Source organism: Marinobacterium sp. xm-d-579, from assembly GCF_013282935.1.
In the GTDB taxonomy this organism is placed as follows: domain Bacteria; phylum Pseudomonadota; class Gammaproteobacteria; order Pseudomonadales; family Balneatricaceae; genus Marinobacterium_E.
In genome coordinates, this window is the sequence record NZ_WBYP01000002.1 from 368,391 (window position 1) to 387,716 (window position 19,326).

Below are 19,326 nucleotides of genomic sequence, written 5' to 3' on the forward strand. Positions count from 1 at the left end.
TTTAAACCTAATCTATATGTGGTCTTAATGAATAGAAATGTCATCACAACAACACCGTACTCTGGTCAGAAACCAGGTACGTCTGGCCTTCGAAAAAAGGTTAAAGTATTTCAGCAACCTAACTACTTAGAGAATTTTGTACAGGCTGTTTTTGACTCTTTAGAGAGCTGCCAAGGCCAATCACTCGTGATCGGTGGTGACGGTCGTTATTTTAACCGTGAGGCGATTCAAACCATTATTAAAATGGCGATTGCCAATGGCTTTGAAACCTTAATCGTGGGTCAATCAGGAATTCTGTCAACGCCAGCAGCCAGCTGTGTGATCCGTAAATATGGTGCAGTCGGTGGACTGGTGCTATCAGCCAGTCACAATCCAGGCGGCCCTGATGAAGACTTTGGCATTAAATTCAATCGTGCCAACGGTGGTCCTGCAAGTGAGACCCAGACGGACAGTATTCACCAAACGACGGAAACCATTACTCGATACTTTACGATTGATGCTGAACCTGTAGATCTTGATAGTGTTGGAGCGGTTAGCATAGGAAATGTGCTGATTAAGGTGATTGATCCTGTCACAGATTATGCCGATCTGATGGAGGAGTTGTTTGATTTTAAAATCATGAAACAGCTCTTGAGCGGTTCCAATTTCACATTTCGTTTCGATGCAATGCATGCCGTGACTGGGCCTTATGCACAAGAGATATTCATCAACCGGTTGGGTGCACCAAAAGAGAGCGTTATTAACGCGATTCCAAAAGAGGATTTTGGTGGTCATCACCCCGACCCCAATCTTGTTCATGCAGCCGAACTGGTCAAACAAGTCAATGAACAAGGGTTAGATTTCGGTGCCGCTTCGGACGGGGACGGCGATAGAAATATGATCATTGGCAACCATTTTTATGTAAACCCTTGTGACAGTTTGGCTGTTTTAGCCGCGAACGCACAAAAGATTCCCGCCTATGAAGATGGATTAAAGGGTGTCGCTCGCTCAATGCCAACCAGTCGTGCAGTTGACCGTGTGGCTGAAAAACTCGGTATCAACTGTTATGAGACTCCTACCGGTTGGAAATTCTTTGGCAACCTGATGGATGATGGCCGTATCAGCTTCTGTGGTGAGGAGAGTTTTGGTACCAGTTCAGATCATGTTCGCGAGAAAGATGGACTTTGGGCTGTTCTATGCTGGATCAATATTCTGGCCGCGACCGGTCAATCGGTCTCTGAACTGGTTAAGGATCATTGGTCTCTATTCGGAAGGGATCTATTTACTCGCCATGACTATGAATCAATCGATTCAGACAGTGCAGCCAATATGATGCAGCAGCTAACAGCCTCTTTAGGTAGTCTTGCAGGAGGGGCATTTGATGGCGTTACCGTGACTCTGGCAGATCAATTCAGCTACTCAGACCCTGTTGACGGCTCCGTCAGTCATAATCAAGGTGTGCGTATATTGTTCGATAACGGAGGTCGTATCGTTGTTCGGCTATCTGGAACCGGCACGGCCGGTGCTACGCTCCGTGTCTATCTTGATCAGTTCACTCAGGATGAGTCGATTACAGACACACAAGCAGCTTTGAAACCTTTAATCGAGTTGGCGAATCAGTTGATCGGTATTAAGCAATTTACAGGACGCACAGAACCTGACGTTATTACTTGATAGAAGGTGTGGCCCTATGGATCGCGGTTTGTCGCTGCGCTCCAATTCGCTCCTACAATTTAACGCTCCGTTTGTAGGAGCGAATTGCCCGAAGGGCAAACCGCGATTGACACCACAGTTTAACTTCGTTGCGAAGATGCACGGATTTATATGTAGGAGCGAATTGCCCGAAGGGCAAACCGCGACAATTTAACTTTTGGCTCTTTCGATCGCTTGTTCTAGACGATCTTGTCCCCAGAACGGCTCATCATCAACGATGTAGAAGGGGCTACCAAACACACCGGCTTCAATCGCTTCATCGGTCTCTTTGTCCAGTTGATTATCTAAGTTTTTAGACTGCTCAAGTAGAGCAGAATCGATGTTCAGCTCTTCCAGTATTTGTGCCAGAACTGACATATCAGCAATATTCAGATCCCGTTGCCAGACAGCTTGTAAAAGCGCCTGTGACAAGCTGGCAATATCTTCACCACTGTCACGGACCGCAAGCATCAATTTGGCAGCAGGTCGGCCATCTACGGGGAAGAACTGAGGCTTAAGATTGATGGTTATGCCACGTTGCTTTTGAATTCGGCCAAGTTCAGCTAAACGATAAGCTTGACGCTGTGGCGAACGCTGAGGAACAGGTACACCGCCTGTCGCAGCAAACAGGCGACCAATATCGAATGGGTGATAGACCACCTCGGCAGGAGCCTCTCTCTCTAATAGATTGCCTGCTAGACAGGTAAACGGCGAGATTGGTGATAGGTAATAATGAATGGTATGACTCATAAACGAATCCTTTTGTTTTACTGAGTTACGAATAGCAAGTCGTTGCGGATCTTAATTTAACCCTTAGCTCTCTTTAGCCACAAATGCAGGGTGTGGTTTTTCATCAATTGGCCAGTGAAGTAGTACAGCCATCAAACCAAAGAAGATACCGGCCCACCAGATGTACTCATAATGGCCATAGGTTTCATAGAGATAGCCACCTAACCAGACGCCAGAGAAGCTACCCACTTGGTGGCTAAAGAATACGAAGCCATAAAGGGTGGCCATGTATCGTGTACCAAACATGTTCATAACGATGCCGGAGGTTGGAGGAACAGTGGCCAGCCAGAGAAGCCCCATCACAGCACTGAAGATAAGTACCGATGTGAGCGTGATAGGGAATATCAAGAATAGGGCGATAGCAATTGTTCTTCCACCGTAGATTGCCACAAGTAGCTTCGATCGTGAGTGCTTGCGACAGATATTGCCGGCCCAGAACGCCCCAGCGATATTGAACAGACCAATCAATGAGAGAGACCAAGCACCGACCTGATGCGCGAAGCCTAAATCTGATAAGTAGGCCGGCATGTGCGCCGTAATAAAGGCAACGTGAAAGCCACAAACAAAAAAGCCAAACACCAGAAGCCAGTAGGATTTGTGACCAGCGGCTAATCGCACTGTTTCAGCGAATCCTTGATCAGTCTCTGTAATGACAGAACTTTTTTTAGCATTCAGAGGAATGGCTAACAACATCATCAACAGGGCGATAGCCGTTAGAATATGCAACGAGTTGATCCAGCCAAAATCAGAGATAAACATCTGAACCAATGGAACAAGCGCAAATTGACCTGCAGAGCCACAAGCAGTGCCCAAACCAAGTACCCAGTCACGTCGTTCTGGTGGAACGGATTGAACTAAAGCAGGAAGAACGATGCCAAACGAAGTACCGGCGACGCCAGCACCCACAAGAAACCCTAATCCTGCATTAAGCGTGAAAAGATCCGACACACCAGCTGTTAGATAAACACCTAGGGCATAGACCAGTGCGCCACCAAACAGGACGTTGCGATTTCCGAAACGGTCGGCAAGCCCGCCAGTGAAAACCGACATAATTCCCCAGCTAAGGTTTTGCAAGGCTAGGGCAAAGCCTATGATGTCCCGCCCCCAGTCGGTTGAAGCCTCAATAGGGCGCATGTACAAACCATAACTCGACCGTATACCAAAGGAGATCATCAATAATAGGCAGCCACTGGCGATCAGGAAAATCGTTGAAGGGGAGAGTCTCTGAGTCATGTTTGATCCAGCATAAAGAAGAATCGCTCAATGATAGTTGCCTATCTATTTTCGGACAACTGTATAATCATCATCCAACATTAAGATAGTGACTCCATGTTTACAGCTTTTATCTCTGCTATTACTCCGGTTTTTTTGATCGCTGCGCTTGGTTTCTTTCTGGCACGAAAAACGGACTACCTAGAACACCCTGGGTTGGCTATGCTCTCCAGCCAGATCGCCTTGCCCGCTCTGGTGTTTACCTCGGTGACTCAGATGAAAGTTCCCGTCACAGAGATGGGGTATTTGATGGGAGTGACCGCTCTCTGCTTAGCGGTCGGTGCTACTCTGATAGCCATTTTTTGCAAGCTGCTTAACACCTCACCGCGCTTCTATCTCTCGACACTGGTCAACCCCAATACGGGCAATTTAGGTATTCCACTGGTCTTTGCACTGTTGGGGCCTGAGGCTCTGGCATCTGCGGTCATCATTTCAACAACTGTGACGCTTAGTCACTGGACATTAGGAACCACCGCCATGTCAGGCCAATACAATTGGCGCTCACTGGTCACCAATATGCCTCTGTTAGCACTCTTGTCAGGTGCAATCGTGGTATCGATGGATTTGACGATTCCTGTGCCTATCAGTCGTGCTTTAGATTCTATCTCCGGTATAGCCATACCGATTATGGTCATGTTGTTAGGCCTCTCATTAGCCCGTTTAAAGATAGGGGGTGCCCGTCAGGTTGGCATCATTGCAGGTTTATCCATCTACCGACCCTTGTCGGGTTTTTTGATTGCCTGGCTGGTTGTATCCCTAATTACTATCGATACCACTGCAGCGCTCTCACTGCTGATTCAGATGTCGATGCCAGTTGCTGTAATGAGTTATGTTTTAACCGTTCGATATGGTGGCCCAGTCGATCGTATTGCCGCGCTTACCATTACCAGTATTCCTGTTAGCCTTGTAATACTGGTGTTGATCTTCAACTTTCAGTCAGCACTCCTTTAAAAGGGTAGGTCTGGCTGACTCTTTTTTGTTATAATTTCACGCTTATTTTTTTGTCGATACCGACTGCCTGTTTTTCGAGATCTAACTCGATATGGAGAGATGAATGAGCGCCCGCGTCGCAATAGTTATGGGGTCTAAATCAGACTGGCCAACCATGGAAGAAGCAGCCAAGATGCTGGACATCTTGGGTGTTGAATACACTGCTGAAGTGGTGTCAGCACACCGTACCCCTGACAAGATGTTCCGTTTTGCTGAACAAGCAGCCAATAATGGCATCAAAGTCATTATTGCCGGTGCCGGCGGTGCTGCTCACCTCCCAGGTATGATTGCCGCTAAAACGATTGTTCCTGTGCTGGGTGTACCTGTGCAGAGCAAAGCGTTGAGCGGTCAAGACAGTCTTCTATCCATTGTTCAGATGCCACGTGGTATTCCTGTTGGAACCCTGGCTATCGGTGGAGCAGGTGCATTTAATGCCGCGCTACTGGCCTCTCAGATGCTAGCAACAACCGATGCAGAGCTCGCCGTTCGTCTGCAAAATTGGCGTAATGAACAGAGCCAAACGGTTCTAGATAATCCAGATCCACGAGGTTAAGCATGCAGTTGCCACGTATTGTCATTGCCGGTAATGGTCAACTAGGTCAAATGCTTCAGCAAGCAGGTGCACCCCTGCAGCTTGAAGTACAACCTATTCACCCGATAGGTGATCAACTGGTCGAGTTGAATGACGACGACGTTATCTCGGTAGAGATTGAGCACTGGCCTGAGAACCCTGTCGGTAATCAGCTTAAATCTCACCCAAACTTTCGCAACGATGCGGCTCTATATCAGGTCATTGATCGTTTTCGTCAGAAATCGACCTTAGATCGCCTTAATGTCCCAACGGCCCCTTGGGTTGATTTAAACAGTGCCGATGCATCCATTGCCGAGTCGCTATCCTCTCTGGGTGAGCGTGCCGTCGTAAAGGCTCGTATGGGTGGTTACGATGGGCGTGGTCAATGGCGCTGGACGCAGGGTGATGAGATTCTTGCTGAATGGGATGGCATTGCCATCGCTGAAGCGATGATCCCGTTCTCACATGAGGTGTCGTTAGTTGGCGCACGAAATGCACAGGGTGAGAAGGTCTTCTACCCATTGACGCGTAACTGGCATCAAGACGGCATTTTGCGTGCGAGTATTCCTGGGTTAGATAATGACCCTGCGATGCAAGCAAGTGCTGAAGGTTGGCTGGGATCGATCATGGATGACTTTGACTACATCGGCGTCATGGCGATGGAGTGTTTTGTTGTCGATGGTGAATTATTGGTTAATGAGTTAGCGCCACGTGTCCATAACTCCGGACACTGGAGCCAAGAGGGTGCTAGTGTCAGTCAGTTTGAATTGCACCTAAGAGCGCTTGCTGGTTTACCTTTGATCACCCCTGAGTTTCGTGGTGTCTCTATGATGTATAACTTGCTTGGACGAGACTGGAAACCAGAGTGGCTGGCGGTGCAGGGCGCTCATGTGCACTGGTACGGTAAAGAGATCCGTCCTGGTCGTAAGGTGGGTCATCTCAACATCGTTAGACCGACTGTTTCTGGATTGTTTGAAAGCCTGTCCGAACTCGAGGCTCACTTGGATGAGGGTGAAGCAGTCGTAGTTGACTGGGCAAAAGCTCAGCTTAGCTAATTTAACAAGCTAATCTCAAAAACTAAAAAGCCGCTTGAGGTATCTCAAGCGGCTTTTTTGTATCGACTGATCGATTAAGCAGTTGCTTTTGGAGCAGCCGCTTTACGAGTTGTTTTTGCAGCTGGTTTAGCCGCTTCAACTGAAGGCATGAAGTTTGAAAGATCAAAGTTTTTCATGTCGAATTTAGAAAGGTCGAACTGTGCTAGATCGAATTTCGCTAGGTCGAACTTAGAGAACTGAGCCATCGCTTCTTCTGTCATCTCTTGTGTAGACTTTTCGAAGATTTCAGTGAGTTCAGCTTTTGCAGCCATTAGAGCAGAGATCTCTTCTTCAGCAACAGTGTTTAGTTTTGCTTCCATCTCTTTAAAGAAAGCAACCTGAAGTTCTAGAGCAGCTTTTGGCTCTTTTGATTCAGTCAATGCTTTAACATGCTCAAGACCACGGTTTAGCATCTCTGTAGCAACAGTTTGCTGCATGCCGAATAGTTTTTCAGCAGTTTGTTTGTTGATTTCAGCTGCTTTAGTGAAAGGAGCCATCTGTGCTTTGAACTGGTTCATCATTTCGTTGTACATGGTGACCTCCGAGGTCTTTAAGTTTCTATCTAAAAAGTTTGTTGCACTGCAACATTTGACGCCATATTAGACATTGACTAAAAAACAATCAACACTTTTTTGTGCATTGCACAAAAATAATTATTCTGACCATCTCATATCATTCTGCGTTAAACTTATTCGTAACTTTAGATCTGTATTTGACGATTAATGAATCCATATGAACACGCTCCGATTGGAGTCTTTGATTCAGGAGTGGGCGGGTTAAGTATCTTATCCGCTTGCCTTAACAACCTACCCAATGAGTCCTACCTGTATATCGCTGACAGTGGCTATGCACCCTATGGTGATAAGAGCGATGCAGTGATCCGTGAGAGGGTGGTTCAGATCGTCTCTTACCTCATTGAGAAGGGCGCCAAGGCGATTGTGATCGCGTGTAATACAGCAACCGCTGCTGCTGTTCACGAGTGCAGAGAGCTATTCTCCTTACCGATCATTGGTGTTGAACCCGGACTAAAGCCTGCCATTAAGATGAGTCAGTCAAAACGCGTTGGCGTTCTGGCAACTCAATACACGGTAGAGAGTCAGAAGTTCCAACGATTGGTCTCCCAGCTTAAACAGCAAGCAGAGTCGATTACAGCACTTGGCTGCCCTGGATTGGTCGAATTAATTGAAAACCCAAACACCACCAATCAACAACTCAGCACACTACTAACCACTTATATTGATCAGTTTGAAGCAGCCGATATTGATACCTTAGCGCTTGGATGTACGCATTATGGATTTGTTGAGAAAGAGATCAGCGAGTTGTTCAGTCATCCAGTTAAGGTGATCGACACATCGGAATCGATCGCGCTCGAAGTTAAACGTCGTTTAACTGAACAGAAATTACTCTCTCTCTCCAATCAAGCGGGTAAATTAGAGATACTGACCACAGGACGAGACAGAGAGGCTCTCTCTGAGTTATCTAAACGTTTAATCCAATTTGAGGGGGTCGTCACCCCTGTAGAGGTATCCAGGTGATTGAGTTTATAAAAAAACTTCTCCGTTCAGACCCTGTTGAAGAGCCGGTGGCTTCGGAGTTTGAATACAAAGGGTTCAAGGTTTCAGTCAAACCGAGAAAAGTGGATGGCGGCTATGGTGTGGGTGGCATGATCTCCAAGGAGATTGATGGCCAATGGTTGGAACAGCCGTTTATTCGTGCTGACAGCATGGCATCAAAAGAGATCTGTGTAGAGGTCACCACGAACAAAGCAAAAATGACGATTGATCAGATGGGGGATGCTCTGTTTAGCAAATCTGGCCATCGATAAGGAGCTCTTCAGATTTTTCAGAGTCAGAGTGTATTACAGAATCATACATCACGACCTGATTTCGGCCTGAGTGTTTGGCTGCGTAAAGTGCTTTGTCACTATCGCTGATCAGCCCCAGCATGATCTCTTTTGTTGTCATTGTGCTGATGCCATCAAAGGTCGCAATTCCGACACTGACGGTTACTCCTAAAGAGAGATCGCTCTCTAAGAAGGGCGTTGATTCAATCACCTCTCTGAATCGCTCGAAAATCGCTTTAGGATCTGATTCAAGCGCCGTACAGCAGACAACAAACTCTTCACCGCCGTATCGTGACACTAGATCATAGGGTCTAAATGTCTCTTTCATTCGATCAGCAAACTCTTTAAGCACTCTGTCGCCAACGGGGTGTCCATAGGTATCGTTTACCCGTTTAAAAAAGTCGATATCGCAAATGGCCAGTGCTAATGGCTCACCGGTTCGTTTAGTTCGTTCAATTTCATTATCAAGATGCTCGATCAGAGAGGCGCGATTTTGCAAACCGGTCAGCTCATCATGCTCTGCCTTGTAGGCGAGCATCTCATTGGCAATATTGAGTCGATTTTGCAGCTCTAAAGTTCGTAAACCAACGCCCAGACGTGCGCGCAACTCAACGGGTTTAGTGGGTTTGCTGATGTAGTCGTTAGCTCCGGCTTGCAGTGCAGTTGCCAAGTGCTCTTGATCGGAGTGTGCAGTGACCAACACAATGTAGGGTGGGTCATTACTCTCAAGCGCTCTGATTTTACGACAAAGCTCTATGCCATCCAGATTGGGCATCTCCCAATCAAGAACGAGCATACGTGGAGGTTCTGCTTGTGTTGTCAGAATTTCAAATGCCTCTTCACCATCCTGCGCGGTCATTACGTCAAAGCCCCAACCCTGAAGTTGACGCTCCATCAGCATTCTTAAGACTTTATCGTCGTCGGCAATCAGTACTTTCATAATCTCTATTAATAGATTGAATTTCATTCATTGTAGCAGGGCATTCAGAAAGTACAGAAAATATTAAAAAATCTTTTATATTAGTTTTACCTAATATATTATTACCGGAACTTAACCCTTATAAACGAATAGAGTGTTTGATATGCAGATCAGAAAGGCCGTTAACCTAGCAGTGACCGCGTGCACCCTAGTGACAACCATTTCACTAACGCAACTTGCTTCAGCCCAAGAGCTAGCGTTAACTGAGACCAAAATTATTCAGCAACCGATCAAGGTCGAATTCGACGGGACTGTGGAAGCGGTTAATCGAGCTATTGTTGCCGCACAAACTTCTGGTCGTATTCTAGAATTACCTTTTGATTATGGCGATTTTGTTGAGCAGGGCAGTGTGATAGCTCGCCTAACACAGAGTGAACAGCGCGCAGGGCTGGATGCTGCAAGAGCTTCTCTCAATGAAGCACAAACCGCTTTTGATGAAGCTACTCGTCAATTGGATCGTTTAACCGCACTGTTTGAGCGCAAATTGGTCGCGATCGCGCCTGTAGACAGCGCTCGCCAACAACGTGATGCAGCCAAAGCAAGACTTGATGCAGCAAAAGCTCAGGTTTCTAATGCCCGTGCTCGTTTTGATTACACTGAGGTAATCGCGCCCTATTCAGGTGTAGTGGTTAACAAGCTAGTTTCTGAAGGGGAGACGGTACAACCAGGTACACCATTGATAGAGGGGATTGCACTGGATAGATTACGTGTTCGAGTTCAAATCCCGCAAGCCAACCTGGTCGATGCCAAACAGAGTCAGTTTGTTAATGTTGTGTTGGGTGATCAGGTTGTAGAACCTGTCGATCAACGCTTAATTCCGACAGCCGATCCACTAAGTCATACCTTTACACTGCTTCTAACGTTACCAGCGGGTGACCCTGCTCAAATGCCGCTTCCAGGTGAGTTAGCACGTGTTCAATTTACCATTGATGAAGAGCCTGTGCTGACTCTGCCTAAGTCATCTATAGCGACTCGTGGTGAAGTGGAAGGTGTTTATGTGGCTTCAGGCGATTCAGCTCTCCAATTTAGATACATCAGAACCGGTCAAACTGCTGGTGAACAGGTAGAAATTATCTCTGGTCTCGCAGAGGGCGAAACCGTAGCACTTGATCCTATTAAAGCGGCCTCAATTTATAAGGAGGCGAATCGTGCAGAGTAATGACACTCAAACACTGGGCATATCGGGACGAATTGCCAAGAGTTTTTTAACGACTGAAATTACCCCGCTACTGGCGATCGTGGGTCTTCTGCTAGGTCTTTTTGCCGCGCTGGTGACACCGCGTGAGGAGGAACCACAGATCAACGTCACCTTTGCCAACGTGATGATTCCTTTTCCAGGCGCAAGTGTTGCAGAGGTAGAGTCGCTTATCACCACATCTGCTGAGCAGGTGGTTTCAGAGATCAGCGGCGTCAAAAACATCTACTCTGTTTCCAGCCCAGGCATGGCGATGTTGACGGTTCGTTTTGAGGTCGGCGAGCCAAGAACTGATGCGATTGTCCGTCTCTATAACGCATTCTACTCGAACAGAGATATCTTCCCGCCGAATATGGGTATTGGTGAACCGGTCATCAAACCTAAGGGCATTGATGATGTGCCGGTTCTCGCTGCGACCTTATGGAGTCGTGATGAATCAGTTAGCAGTGCCGATCTATTGAACGTCGCTCATACGATTCAGTCAGAGCTTCAGCGAGTTGAAGGAACCCGCGATATCACAGTGATTGGCGGTGCTAACCGTGCCATTCAGATCGATTTCGATCCAGTTAAGATGGCGGCACTCTCAGTTACTTTGGATGATGTGCGAGCTAAGCTGCAATACGCCAATGTGACGGCTGATACAGGTGATCGCGTTAAAGCGAATAGCGCCATCCGAGTTCAGGCAGGTCAGCTGCTACAAGATGTCTCGGAGGTTAAAAACCTAGTCATTACGGTTCGTAACGGTGCACCTGTCTACCTTCGTGATATTGCAAATATCTACGATGCACCAGAGCAACCGAACCAATACGTCTCTTTTGGTACTGGTCAAGCTGCAGCAGAACAAACCTCTGTAACCCCAGCTATCACTATTGCTGTGGCAAAGAAACCGGGTGAGAACGCGGTTGAAGTCGCGGACGCATTGATCAAACGATTTGATGCGATTCAAGGCATCTATGTACCGGATAACATTGAGACAACGATTACCCGTAACTATGGTGAGACGGCGGATGACAAGGCTAAAACGCTGATAAAAAAACTAATCTTTGCAACGTTATCGGTCATCGTCCTAGTGCTGTTTGCACTGGGTGTTCGTGAAGCCATTGTGGTGGGCATTGCCGTTATCGTAACCTTGGCTATTACACTCTTTGCGTCATGGGCGTGGGGCTTTACCCTTAACCGAGTGTCGCTATTTGCGTTGATCTTCTCGATCGGCATTTTGGTTGACGATGCCATTGTCGTTGTAGAGAACATACACCGTCATATGTCGATGGGGGTTAAATCACTTCGTGAAGCGATTCCCCTAGCAGTCGATGAAGTGGGTGGCCCAACAATATTGGCAACCTTTACTGTCATTGCAGCGCTGCTACCCATGGCTTTTGTCAGCGGCTTGATGGGCCCTTACATGTTACCGATTCCGATCAACGCCTCAACAGGTATGTTGATTTCACTAGCCGTCGCCTTCATTTTGACACCTTGGCTCTTTTTGAAGCTGTTTAGACGTCATGTTGAATCTGGTCGTTCAGCTGATCACAGCCACTCTGAATCTCGATTCAAAGGTCTCTTTGTTAAGCTACTGACACCGATGCTACGTCAAGGCAAAGGTGCGTTGAACCGTTACCTATTGCTGGTATCGATTCTTGCGATGATCGGTGGATCGGTCTACTTAGTTGTTAATCAGTCGGTCATTCTTAAGATGCTACCCTTCGATAACAAGAGTGAGTTCCAGGTCATCGTTGATATGCCAGAGGGAACTTCTCTAGAGCAGACGCAGCGTGTCTTAACTGAATTGGCAGATGATCTACAGGCACTTCCTGAGCTGAAAGATTTCCAAATCTACTCAGGGTCTGCCTCGCCGATTAACTTCAATGGCTTAGTTCGTCAGTACTACCTGCGTTCAGCACCTCATATGGGTGACATTCAAGTTAACCTCAGTGATAAGGCGTTGCGTGATCGTAAGAGCCACGAAATAGCGCTTGAAGCACGTGCTCTGCTTGCCGACACGGCTAAGCAATTCAACGCCAACGTGAAGGTTGTTGAGATGCCGCCAGGGCCACCGGTTATGGCACCGCTAGTGGCAGAGATCTATGGTCTGGATAAGCAGGGTCAAATTGACGTAGCCAAACAAGTTCGCGCGCAATTTGAGTCTACCGAAGGGGTAGTCGATGTCGATGACAGCATTGAAGCCCTACAGACTAAAGAGATCTTCGCGATTGATCGCGTTCGTGCAGCGCACTTTGGTGTAGCAGATGCGACCATTGTTGCTGCACTAAACAGTGCGATCCGCGGTGAAAGCTTGGGATACCTGCATGATGACAACTCACGCGTTCCCGTGCCATTAACGCTTAAGCTAGGTGACCAAGATAAGGCAAACCTCGCTAAGATTGAGTCTATTCAGGTTCGATCAGATAAAGGCACCTTGGTCTCTTTAGCTGATGTTACTCAGCGTATCGATACACAAGTAGAGCAGAGTGTTTACCACAAAGATCTACTGCCTGTTGTTTACGTCACCGGTGATGTGGCAGGTGATACTGATAGCCCGCTCTATGGTCTGTTTGAGATTGAATCGAAGCTGGATGACGTCGCACCCAGTGGCAATCCTATTGAGCGTTTCTTCTTCTCAGAACCTTCTGATCCCTATGAGTGGAGCTTGAAGTGGGATGGCGAATGGCAGATCACCTTTGAAACCTTCCGTGATATGGGTATTGCCTACTCAGTCGGTCTGATCATGATCTACCTACTGGTGGTTGCTCAGTTCCGTTCATACGGTATTCCATTAATCATCATGGCACCAATTCCATTGACGATTATCGGTATCATGCCGGGCCACGCGATACTTGGACAGCAGTTCACTGCACCTTCTATGATCGGCATGATCGCACTTGCGGGTATCATCGTCCGAAACTCCATACTGCTGGTGGATTTCATTCAGCAACAAGTGAAAGAGGGCATGAGCTTCCAAGAAGCAACGATTAACGCAGCAGCGGTTCGTTCATTGCCTATCGCGCTAACCGCTGTCGCAGCAATGATGGGTGGCTTCTTTATCATTGATGATCCAATCTTCGGTGGCCTAGCGGTATCGTTGATCTTCGGTTTAATGATCTCAACTATCCTGACCCTAGTGGTTATCCCGGTGGTCTACTACCACTACCACTGGAAGAAACACGCTTAATTGATGTTTGAATTGAAAACCCGGCTTTTGCCGGGTTTTTTATTTTGCAAAAGTTGGCATACCATTTGCTTAACCTAATCAATCGCACCAACAATAATAAGGGGATTGATATGCAACTTTCACAAAACGATTCAAATTACTTAGCAAGCTTCGAACTAGAAACGCTGATGATGGACGCTAAGGATCTTAAAGAGGCAATGTCTAAAGAGATCGCCATTCTTAGTGATAAGGGTAACTACTCGTTAAGAGCCATTAAACGAAGCTCACTGCGCCTATTAGCTTACCAAACAGCTTTGCACAGCCAACAAAATTCGATAGAACGATATGCACGCGTTCATGCACCACTATTGGTGCATTAAGTCTGGCTGGCAATTAACGACCCTTCTCGGCCATTTATTGCCTGATCAAAGAGCGCTTCTCAAGCCTACTTGGCTAGCCTAAATGGTGTATTTCGTGCGGGGTGTTTTCGTGTTCATACTGTGAGCAGACGGAGTTTAAAACTCCAAGTTAATGTCTCGGTGGTGCTCAACCGGCATAGACAATTACCCCTGTTCTGGGAAAAGCGCTGGCATCCAGCGATTGGCTAGATTCGCCGGAAACGCTATCTGCAACGGAGCGCGGGTGGATTTAGATTGTATAACGCCAAACTGTTTAAGCTCCGACACATATCGTCGTGCTTGTCGGTCTGTTGTGCCTACAATGTCAGCGATTTCTGCTCTGGGCAGCTCTCCTCGGTATAGCAGGGCCTGCAGAATTTTGGGTGTCGGCTTTGAAAGGTTCCCAAGGCTAACTTCGTCTTTGGCCCAGGCCATAATTCGTGTGTTCAGGCGGCTGGGTTCGATCAGTTCGCTCATGAACGCTACCTGATCAATACAAGTCTTCAGAAAGAACTCGGTAAAGCGCACGAGCGCTCTTTCGCTTCTTGCGCCTCGGCCGTCAAAGTCACCTTGGCGAACAAGATCGCACTCAACGAGATGGGATTTGTACTGAGCGTGTTGCCGGGCAAGCCCTCTGGATATCGACCAAATGCCACCGCTGTTTAGTCCATCCAGAAGCGTTGCGTAGGACATTAAACGAGCAACACGTCCATTCCCGTCTAAAAATGGGTGGATCCAAAGTAGTCGATGGTGGGCAGCAGCGGCAGATAAAATTTGCTCTACCTTACTCGTTGTACAGTAGACCTGCTCAAACCTCTCCATAAAGCGGGGGATTATGTCAGGGCGTACCGGTATATGATTTCCCACTTTGACGTACTGCTCACGTAAGATTCCGGGGCTTACCTTAATTCGGTCGCCGGTCTCTGGATTAGAAATCCACAGCAGGTCTTCAGGGAGGTGTTCATAAAAGCGACGATGGATCTCACATATTCCGTCGAGAGTAGTGGAGCGATCCCGCAAACCACCCTGATCAATCCACTGCTGTACTAGTACGTGTGCGCGAGCTTCCAGCTGAAGGTCTCGTTTCTCCCGGTCCTCACTGTAGTCATTTAATAGTGCACGCTCGATATCGACCGGATGGGTATTGTGCCCCTCAATCAAATTCGAGTAGTAGCAGTTCATAGCTCGCACGAGATCAGACAGGGCATCTAGCAAGGGCTCCGGAAGGCTGCTTCGAAGTTCGGCCGAGCTACGAGTGAGCTCAAATGCCAGTTCGGTAAGTTCTGGGTGCTTACCATCAGGGATTCGCATGGGCTCCATGAGCGCTATGTGCTCAGTATCGTGCATCACTTTTGTCCGATTTGATGTCCGTTATTCTTTTTCATAATGACATGAATCTATTGATAAAAATATAAATAATCTGAATTAATAGTCCTTTGAATGTCCGGTTTTAAGTCCGGTTAATGAAGGGCTGTAAGGCCCTTCCGTTATTGTAGATGTTAGATTTCAGTCTCCTCAGCCAATACCAGCGCGTCGTCGATATCGACACCAAGGTAGCGTACAGTGCTTTCGATTTTGGTGTGGCCTAGCAGCAACTGGACCGCGCGCAGGTTGTGAGTGCGTTTGTAAATCAGTGAGGCTTTGGTTCGACGAAGGCTGTGAGTCCCGTAATCCTCTGGGTCTAATCCGATCGATTCAATCCAGCCGTTTACGATACGCGCATATTGACGGGTCGAGATGTGGTCCGAGTGCTTGGTGCGACTTTGGAAAAGAAAGTCATTGAAACCCAAGCGAGCCTCCTCGATCCACAATGTCAGGCTTTTGCGGGCTTCAGTCGCAATCTCAAAGGTTACTGGCTTGCCGGTCTTCTGTTGTATGACAGTGGCACGCTTGGAAACACGGCCGCCATGCATAACATCGCTGACTCGCAGTTTGACCAAATCACACCCTCGAAGCTTGCTATCGATCGCTAGGTTGAACATCGCAAGTTCTCGCGCGCTAGGTTTCAGTTCTAAGTGAAATCGCACTTTCAGAATCTCAGGCAGTTTCAGGGCCTTTTTCTGACCCGTAAGTCGTCCCTTATTCCAGGGAATCCTCTCAGTCTGTATCTCTATGCTCATCACATACCTCCTTTTAGTGGCTTGATATGACGTAAACAGTGGCTAATGTCATAGCCCTGCTTTGAGCTCTACAGTAGTAAATATAGATCATTTCCTATATCGCACATTGATTAAGTGTGTTTTGGGGTAGTACCCTCAAGGTCGAATCAATGAATCCACACTAACGACAGGGTGGCGCATCAGCGCAAGTTTGTGATGGCTAACGGCATATTTGGTAACGCTTAAGCGTCATCTGAGGACTAAATGACGGCACCTACACACGAGCAGATAATGGCAACTGAACAGGCTGAGATTAGCGGCGCTGCGCAAGAAGTTGAGAAGGGAGTTCCGCTTGGCATTCATTTAGCTGCGCTAAGAGAGCATATGGATCTTACCCAAACAGAGCTAGCAACTGCTCTCGGCGTGAAGCAGCCAACGATCTCTGATATGGAGAAGCCTGGTCGAGATATTCGACTATCATCACTGAAGCGTTACGTAGAAGCCTCCGGAGGAAGGTTACGCGTGGATGTGGAGTTACCGGACGGCACGCACTTTCTTCTCTCGATCTAAATTCAACCTTTAGCAGAAATTGCGCATTGAGAATTTTCCGTTGCTGCAACTGGCGAAAGTTCTATTTGCGACTATAGTGACAGCGTATAGCTAGAGCGATGATTGGTGAATTTCGACCCATAAGAGACATTCGTAGAGAGACTCTAATTGGTGTATAGCGTTTTTCTTGGGAAGAAGGTGCTTGATAGTATTGAATATTAGAATTATCTAATATAAAGTATCCGCAGTTGTGAAGTTCTAGCGATTAAGCGGTATATTGCTTGTACATTCGCAGAAACATTATTTGAAATCTTTATAAAGATGAGAAGGCGCTATGGTTAAGCAACAAGATTCGGATCTGCCCCTACAAATCAATTACCCAGAAAATGCCCCTAAAACTCCAAAGATGAGTTTTAAAATGAAATATTTAATCATTCTGATTCTCCCTTTATTTATGTTTTTAGGTGCTGTCTTAGGAATGTATTTCCAGCCACCAGGGCTTCAAAAATTTTACATTTTGACAGGCTTAGAGCCTGGTGCAGGATCTAAGTCACCAATTGCAATTCCTCCAGAAATCAACCTTCCTAAAGAAATGGAACTAACCTTACTTCCCAGTGATGTGGTTGGTTTAGCTAAAATCATACCTCAAGGTGATATTGCGATAGTTGCATCTCCATACGGTGCAGGTGATGCACGAGTTGCAAAAATTAATGTCTCGATTGGTGATGAAGTATCTAAGGATGATCCCTTAGCATATCTCGATAATAGAGATACTCTTGAAAGTGCAGTATTACTTGCTGAAGCTGGACTGGCTGTTCGGGAAGCTTCAGTTATACAAACTAAACACGCTGTTCAAGCCAGTAGAGATGAAGCTCAAGCGAGCTTAGATCTGGCTAGGGCTTCAGCTATAGATGCTCAAGCCAATTTTGAACGTACACAGGCATTAAAAGATAAAGGCTTAACAACCGCTGCCGCACTTGATTCTGCTAAATCTCGCCAGCTTGAAACACTGCAATCAGTCACTCGTGCGGAGGCCACATTGGCTAGATTTTCATCGATAGACATTGAAGAGCAACCTGATGTAGTGGTTGCAAAACGAAATTTTGAATCTGCAAAAGCTGAATTGGCACGAGCTAAACTAGATCTAAATCGTTCCGTTGTTCGAGCGCCTATAGAAGGTACCATTCTGGATATTCATGTAACTCCAGGTCAGCGCCCGCCTGTCGATGGGATAATGGAAATGGGGAACACGAGACAAATGATGGCTGAAGTTGAGATTTGGCAAGATCGTATTGTTGAGGTAAAGGTTGGACAGCCTGTGGAGCTGACTGCAAATTCTTTAAAAGAAAAATTACTAGGAACAGTCCAACAGATTGGTATAACTGTTGGACGACAGGGACTTATATCAGATGACGCTGCCGCCAACTCTGATGCCAGAGTGTTTACAGTGTTGGTTAAGCTTGACCAAGCATCTTCTAAAATAGCTTCCCGTTATACCAACCTTGAGGCTATAGCTCGTATTGATAGCGGAGCAAGTATTAGGTTGGATAAATGAGTAGCTTACTTCAGCGAATACTTGGTCGACTACCTGTAGGGTGGTTACAGCTAACTTATAAGCGTAGCCGATTTGCTTCAGCACTAGCTGGTGTGGCCTTCGCAAATGTTCTGGTGTTCGTCCAACTAGGCATTATGAATTCTGTGGAGATTGCCACATTAAGACCTTATGAGTTTTTTCAAGCGGACATTATGATTTCTGCTGTTGATGCAAATTCACTAACTGAAGGTGGAAATGTCGCTCGTCAATGGATGCTGAAAGCCTTATCAGATTCTGATGTAGTAGGCGCTACAGGATTGTTTGTCGGCAATGTTCCTTGGGATAGGCGAGAAAAATCAATTTCACTGACTACGTTTGGTGTTGACCCTCTTAAACCCGATTTTATTTCAGATGATGTTTCTAAAGATTTAAGGTTGCTTCAGATTCAAAATTCAGGAGTTTTGGATCGATTGGCGAGAGGGTTGTCTTCTGAAGAGGCAGCTGCAATCAGACCGCAAACACCACTTAATTTTGAAACTCTTAATAAAACACTTACGGCTATTGATACATTTTCAGGGGGTGGTGGATTTGGTGGTGATGGTTATATGTTTGTATCTGACCAGACGTTCCTATCCCTTTTTTCATCTCGGAGTTCGTCAGCGCCCGATCACATCTTACTGAAACTTCGCGCAGGAGCTGATACCGAAGTAGTTGTAGGTCGATTAAAAACTCTAATCTCAGATAAATCCCTCAGATTGCGTAGTTACTCAGAAGCCTCAAATGAGGATGTTCAATACCAGCAGACTCAGAAGCCTACAGGTCTGATCTTTGGCTTTGGTGTTTTGATAGGTGTGTTGGTTGGAATAGTGATTGTTTATCAGGTTCTATCCGCTGATGTTGCAGACCACTTGAGAGAGTATGCAACGTTTAAAGCGATGGGCTATGGTAATAAGTTCTTCCAAAGCATTATTGTTGAAGAGGCAGTAATTCTAGGTCTTTTTGGTTTTGTGCCAGGGTTAATTGTAGGGACTTTCATTTTAACTTTCATGGGGAAAATGACGAATCTACCATTGACCATGACGCCTCTAATGGCGGTATCAGTGTTTATTGGTACTGTAATTTTCTCAATTTTTTCTGGTTTGATCGCCACTAGGCGTCTAGCAGCTGCTGATCCAGCCGACTTATTTTAAGGGG

Annotated in this window: 18 protein-coding genes; 12 read left to right on the forward strand and 6 right to left on the reverse strand. The window is 46.6% G+C overall.

Annotation, left to right across the window (positions count from 1 at the left end; translation table 11 throughout):
• Nucleotides 1–27 precede the first annotated feature (27 nt).
• Complete coding sequence (locus XMD579_RS05425) at nucleotides 28–1,653, forward strand: alpha-D-glucose phosphate-specific phosphoglucomutase (RefSeq protein ID WP_173506001.1); 1,626 nt, start codon at nucleotides 28–30, stop codon at nucleotides 1,651–1,653.
• Between the two features lie 189 nt (nucleotides 1,654–1,842).
• Here XMD579_RS05425 and XMD579_RS05430 read toward each other — a convergent pair whose 3' ends face one another.
• Together XMD579_RS05430 and XMD579_RS05435 are read right to left on the reverse strand one after the other, a co-directional pair.
• Entirely contained in the window at nucleotides 1,843–2,421 is a 579-nt protein-coding gene (locus XMD579_RS05430) for a 2-hydroxychromene-2-carboxylate isomerase (protein WP_173506002.1), read from the reverse strand.
• 63 nt (nucleotides 2,422–2,484) lie between these two features.
• Nucleotides 2,485–3,693, reverse strand: coding sequence for an MFS transporter (locus XMD579_RS05435; protein WP_173506003.1), 1,209 nt, complete (start codon nucleotides 3,691–3,693; stop codon nucleotides 2,485–2,487).
• Nucleotides 3,694–3,789: 96 nt separating this feature from the next.
• Between XMD579_RS05435 and XMD579_RS05440 the strand changes: the two genes are divergently transcribed.
• The 3 genes from XMD579_RS05440 to purK all read left to right on the forward strand — a co-directional run bounded on the left by XMD579_RS05440 (nucleotide 3,790) and on the right by purK (nucleotide 6,348).
• Nucleotides 3,790–4,683, forward strand: coding sequence for an AEC family transporter (locus XMD579_RS05440; RefSeq protein ID WP_173506004.1), 894 nt, complete (start codon nucleotides 3,790–3,792; stop codon nucleotides 4,681–4,683).
• 103 nt (nucleotides 4,684–4,786) lie between these two features.
• On the forward strand, nucleotides 4,787–5,275 hold the full coding sequence (purE, locus tag XMD579_RS05445) for a 5-(carboxyamino)imidazole ribonucleotide mutase (protein WP_173506005.1): 489 nt from the start codon (nucleotides 4,787–4,789) through the stop codon (nucleotides 5,273–5,275).
• 2 nt (nucleotides 5,276–5,277) lie between these two features.
• Entirely contained in the window at nucleotides 5,278–6,348 is a 1,071-nt protein-coding gene (gene purK, locus XMD579_RS05450) for a 5-(carboxyamino)imidazole ribonucleotide synthase (protein ID WP_217364086.1), read from the forward strand.
• 74 nt (nucleotides 6,349–6,422) lie between these two features.
• Here purK and XMD579_RS05455 read toward each other — a convergent pair whose 3' ends face one another.
• On the reverse strand, nucleotides 6,423–6,920 hold the full coding sequence (locus tag XMD579_RS05455) for a phasin family protein (RefSeq protein ID WP_173480909.1): 498 nt from the start codon (nucleotides 6,918–6,920) through the stop codon (nucleotides 6,423–6,425).
• Between the two features lie 189 nt (nucleotides 6,921–7,109).
• On the opposite strand from XMD579_RS05455, the gene murI reads away from it, so the two are divergent.
• A complete protein-coding gene (gene murI / locus XMD579_RS05460; protein ID WP_173506006.1) occupies nucleotides 7,110–7,922 on the forward strand; it encodes a glutamate racemase in 813 nt (270 codons plus the stop codon).
• Nucleotides 7,919–8,212 carry an HlyU family transcriptional regulator gene (locus XMD579_RS05465; RefSeq protein WP_173506007.1) on the forward strand — a complete coding sequence of 98 codons (294 nt, stop codon included), beginning with the start codon at nucleotides 7,919–7,921 and terminating at the stop codon, nucleotides 8,210–8,212. Before murI ends, XMD579_RS05465 begins: the two co-directional genes overlap by 4 nt.
• Here the strand turns inward: XMD579_RS05465 and XMD579_RS05470 are convergent.
• Nucleotides 8,190–9,170, reverse strand: coding sequence for a diguanylate cyclase (locus XMD579_RS05470; RefSeq protein ID WP_173506008.1), 981 nt, complete (start codon nucleotides 9,168–9,170; stop codon nucleotides 8,190–8,192). The two genes, XMD579_RS05465 and XMD579_RS05470, sit on opposite strands and share 23 nt — an antisense overlap.
• A gap of 142 nt (nucleotides 9,171–9,312) precedes the next feature.
• Between XMD579_RS05470 and XMD579_RS05475 the strand changes: the two genes are divergently transcribed.
• The 3 genes from XMD579_RS05475 to XMD579_RS05485 all read left to right on the forward strand — a co-directional run bounded on the left by XMD579_RS05475 (nucleotide 9,313) and on the right by XMD579_RS05485 (nucleotide 13,932).
• Nucleotides 9,313–10,368 carry an efflux RND transporter periplasmic adaptor subunit gene (locus tag XMD579_RS05475; protein WP_173506009.1) on the forward strand — a complete coding sequence of 352 codons (1,056 nt, stop codon included), beginning with the start codon at nucleotides 9,313–9,315 and terminating at the stop codon, nucleotides 10,366–10,368.
• Nucleotides 10,358–13,573: an efflux RND transporter permease subunit gene (locus tag XMD579_RS05480; RefSeq protein ID WP_173506010.1), complete on the forward strand. Its 3,216-nt coding sequence runs from the start codon at nucleotides 10,358–10,360 to the stop codon at nucleotides 13,571–13,573. The genes XMD579_RS05475 and XMD579_RS05480 overlap by 11 nt, the downstream gene beginning before the upstream one ends.
• A gap of 110 nt (nucleotides 13,574–13,683) precedes the next feature.
• Nucleotides 13,684–13,932 (forward strand): hypothetical protein, encoded by a 249-nt coding sequence (locus tag XMD579_RS05485; protein WP_173480915.1) that lies wholly within the window; start codon nucleotides 13,684–13,686, stop codon nucleotides 13,930–13,932.
• 183 nt (nucleotides 13,933–14,115) lie between these two features.
• Here XMD579_RS05485 and XMD579_RS05490 read toward each other — a convergent pair whose 3' ends face one another.
• Nucleotides 14,116–15,297, reverse strand: a complete 1,182-nt coding sequence (locus XMD579_RS05490; protein ID WP_217364087.1) for a Fic family protein — start codon at nucleotides 15,295–15,297, stop codon at nucleotides 14,116–14,118.
• A gap of 152 nt (nucleotides 15,298–15,449) precedes the next feature.
• Nucleotides 15,450–16,070, reverse strand: coding sequence for a tyrosine-type recombinase/integrase (locus XMD579_RS05495; RefSeq protein WP_173506011.1), 621 nt, complete (start codon nucleotides 16,068–16,070; stop codon nucleotides 15,450–15,452).
• 243 nt (nucleotides 16,071–16,313) lie between these two features.
• On the opposite strand from XMD579_RS05495, the gene XMD579_RS05500 reads away from it, so the two are divergent.
• From XMD579_RS05500 to XMD579_RS05510, 3 genes are all read left to right on the forward strand, one after another.
• Nucleotides 16,314–16,619: a helix-turn-helix domain-containing protein gene (locus tag XMD579_RS05500; protein WP_173506012.1), complete on the forward strand. Its 306-nt coding sequence runs from the start codon at nucleotides 16,314–16,316 to the stop codon at nucleotides 16,617–16,619.
• 313 nt (nucleotides 16,620–16,932) lie between these two features.
• Complete coding sequence (locus XMD579_RS05505) at nucleotides 16,933–18,153, forward strand: HlyD family efflux transporter periplasmic adaptor subunit (protein WP_173506013.1); 1,221 nt, start codon at nucleotides 16,933–16,935, stop codon at nucleotides 18,151–18,153.
• Nucleotides 18,150–19,322 (forward strand): FtsX-like permease family protein, encoded by a 1,173-nt coding sequence (locus XMD579_RS05510; RefSeq protein ID WP_173506014.1) that lies wholly within the window; start codon nucleotides 18,150–18,152, stop codon nucleotides 19,320–19,322. Before XMD579_RS05505 ends, XMD579_RS05510 begins: the two co-directional genes overlap by 4 nt.
• Nucleotides 19,323–19,326 lie beyond the last annotated feature (4 nt).

Excerpts from the sequence above, each read along its gene's own strand:
- XMD579_RS05510 (WP_173506014.1), top strand. The coding sequence starts at position 18,150 with ATGAGTAGCTTACTTCAGCGAATACTTGGTCGACTACCTGTAGGGTGG.
- XMD579_RS05435 (WP_173506003.1), bottom strand. The coding sequence starts at position 3,693 with ATGACTCAGAGACTCTCCCCTTCAACGATTTTCCTGATCGCCAGTGGC.
- XMD579_RS05440 (WP_173506004.1), top strand. The coding sequence starts at position 3,790 with ATGTTTACAGCTTTTATCTCTGCTATTACTCCGGTTTTTTTGATCGCT.
- XMD579_RS05475 (WP_173506009.1), top strand. The coding sequence starts at position 9,313 with ATGCAGATCAGAAAGGCCGTTAACCTAGCAGTGACCGCGTGCACCCTA.
- XMD579_RS05470 (WP_173506008.1), bottom strand. The coding sequence starts at position 9,170 with ATGAAAGTACTGATTGCCGACGACGATAAAGTCTTAAGAATGCTGATG.
- XMD579_RS05455 (WP_173480909.1), bottom strand. The coding sequence starts at position 6,920 with ATGTACAACGAAATGATGAACCAGTTCAAAGCACAGATGGCTCCTTTC.
- murI (WP_173506006.1), top strand. The coding sequence starts at position 7,110 with ATGAATCCATATGAACACGCTCCGATTGGAGTCTTTGATTCAGGAGTG.
- XMD579_RS05490 (WP_217364087.1), bottom strand. The coding sequence starts at position 15,297 with ATGCACGATACTGAGCACATAGCGCTCATGGAGCCCATGCGAATCCCT.
- XMD579_RS05495 (WP_173506011.1), bottom strand. The coding sequence starts at position 16,070 with ATGAGCATAGAGATACAGACTGAGAGGATTCCCTGGAATAAGGGACGA.
- XMD579_RS05485 (WP_173480915.1), top strand. The coding sequence starts at position 13,684 with ATGCAACTTTCACAAAACGATTCAAATTACTTAGCAAGCTTCGAACTA.
- XMD579_RS05425 (WP_173506001.1), top strand. The coding sequence starts at position 28 with ATGAATAGAAATGTCATCACAACAACACCGTACTCTGGTCAGAAACCA.
- purE (WP_173506005.1), top strand. The coding sequence starts at position 4,787 with ATGAGCGCCCGCGTCGCAATAGTTATGGGGTCTAAATCAGACTGGCCA.
- XMD579_RS05505 (WP_173506013.1), top strand. The coding sequence starts at position 16,933 with ATGGTTAAGCAACAAGATTCGGATCTGCCCCTACAAATCAATTACCCA.
- XMD579_RS05500 (WP_173506012.1), top strand. The coding sequence starts at position 16,314 with ATGACGGCACCTACACACGAGCAGATAATGGCAACTGAACAGGCTGAG.
- XMD579_RS05430 (WP_173506002.1), bottom strand. The coding sequence starts at position 2,421 with ATGAGTCATACCATTCATTATTACCTATCACCAATCTCGCCGTTTACC.
- purK (WP_217364086.1), top strand. The coding sequence starts at position 5,278 with ATGCAGTTGCCACGTATTGTCATTGCCGGTAATGGTCAACTAGGTCAA.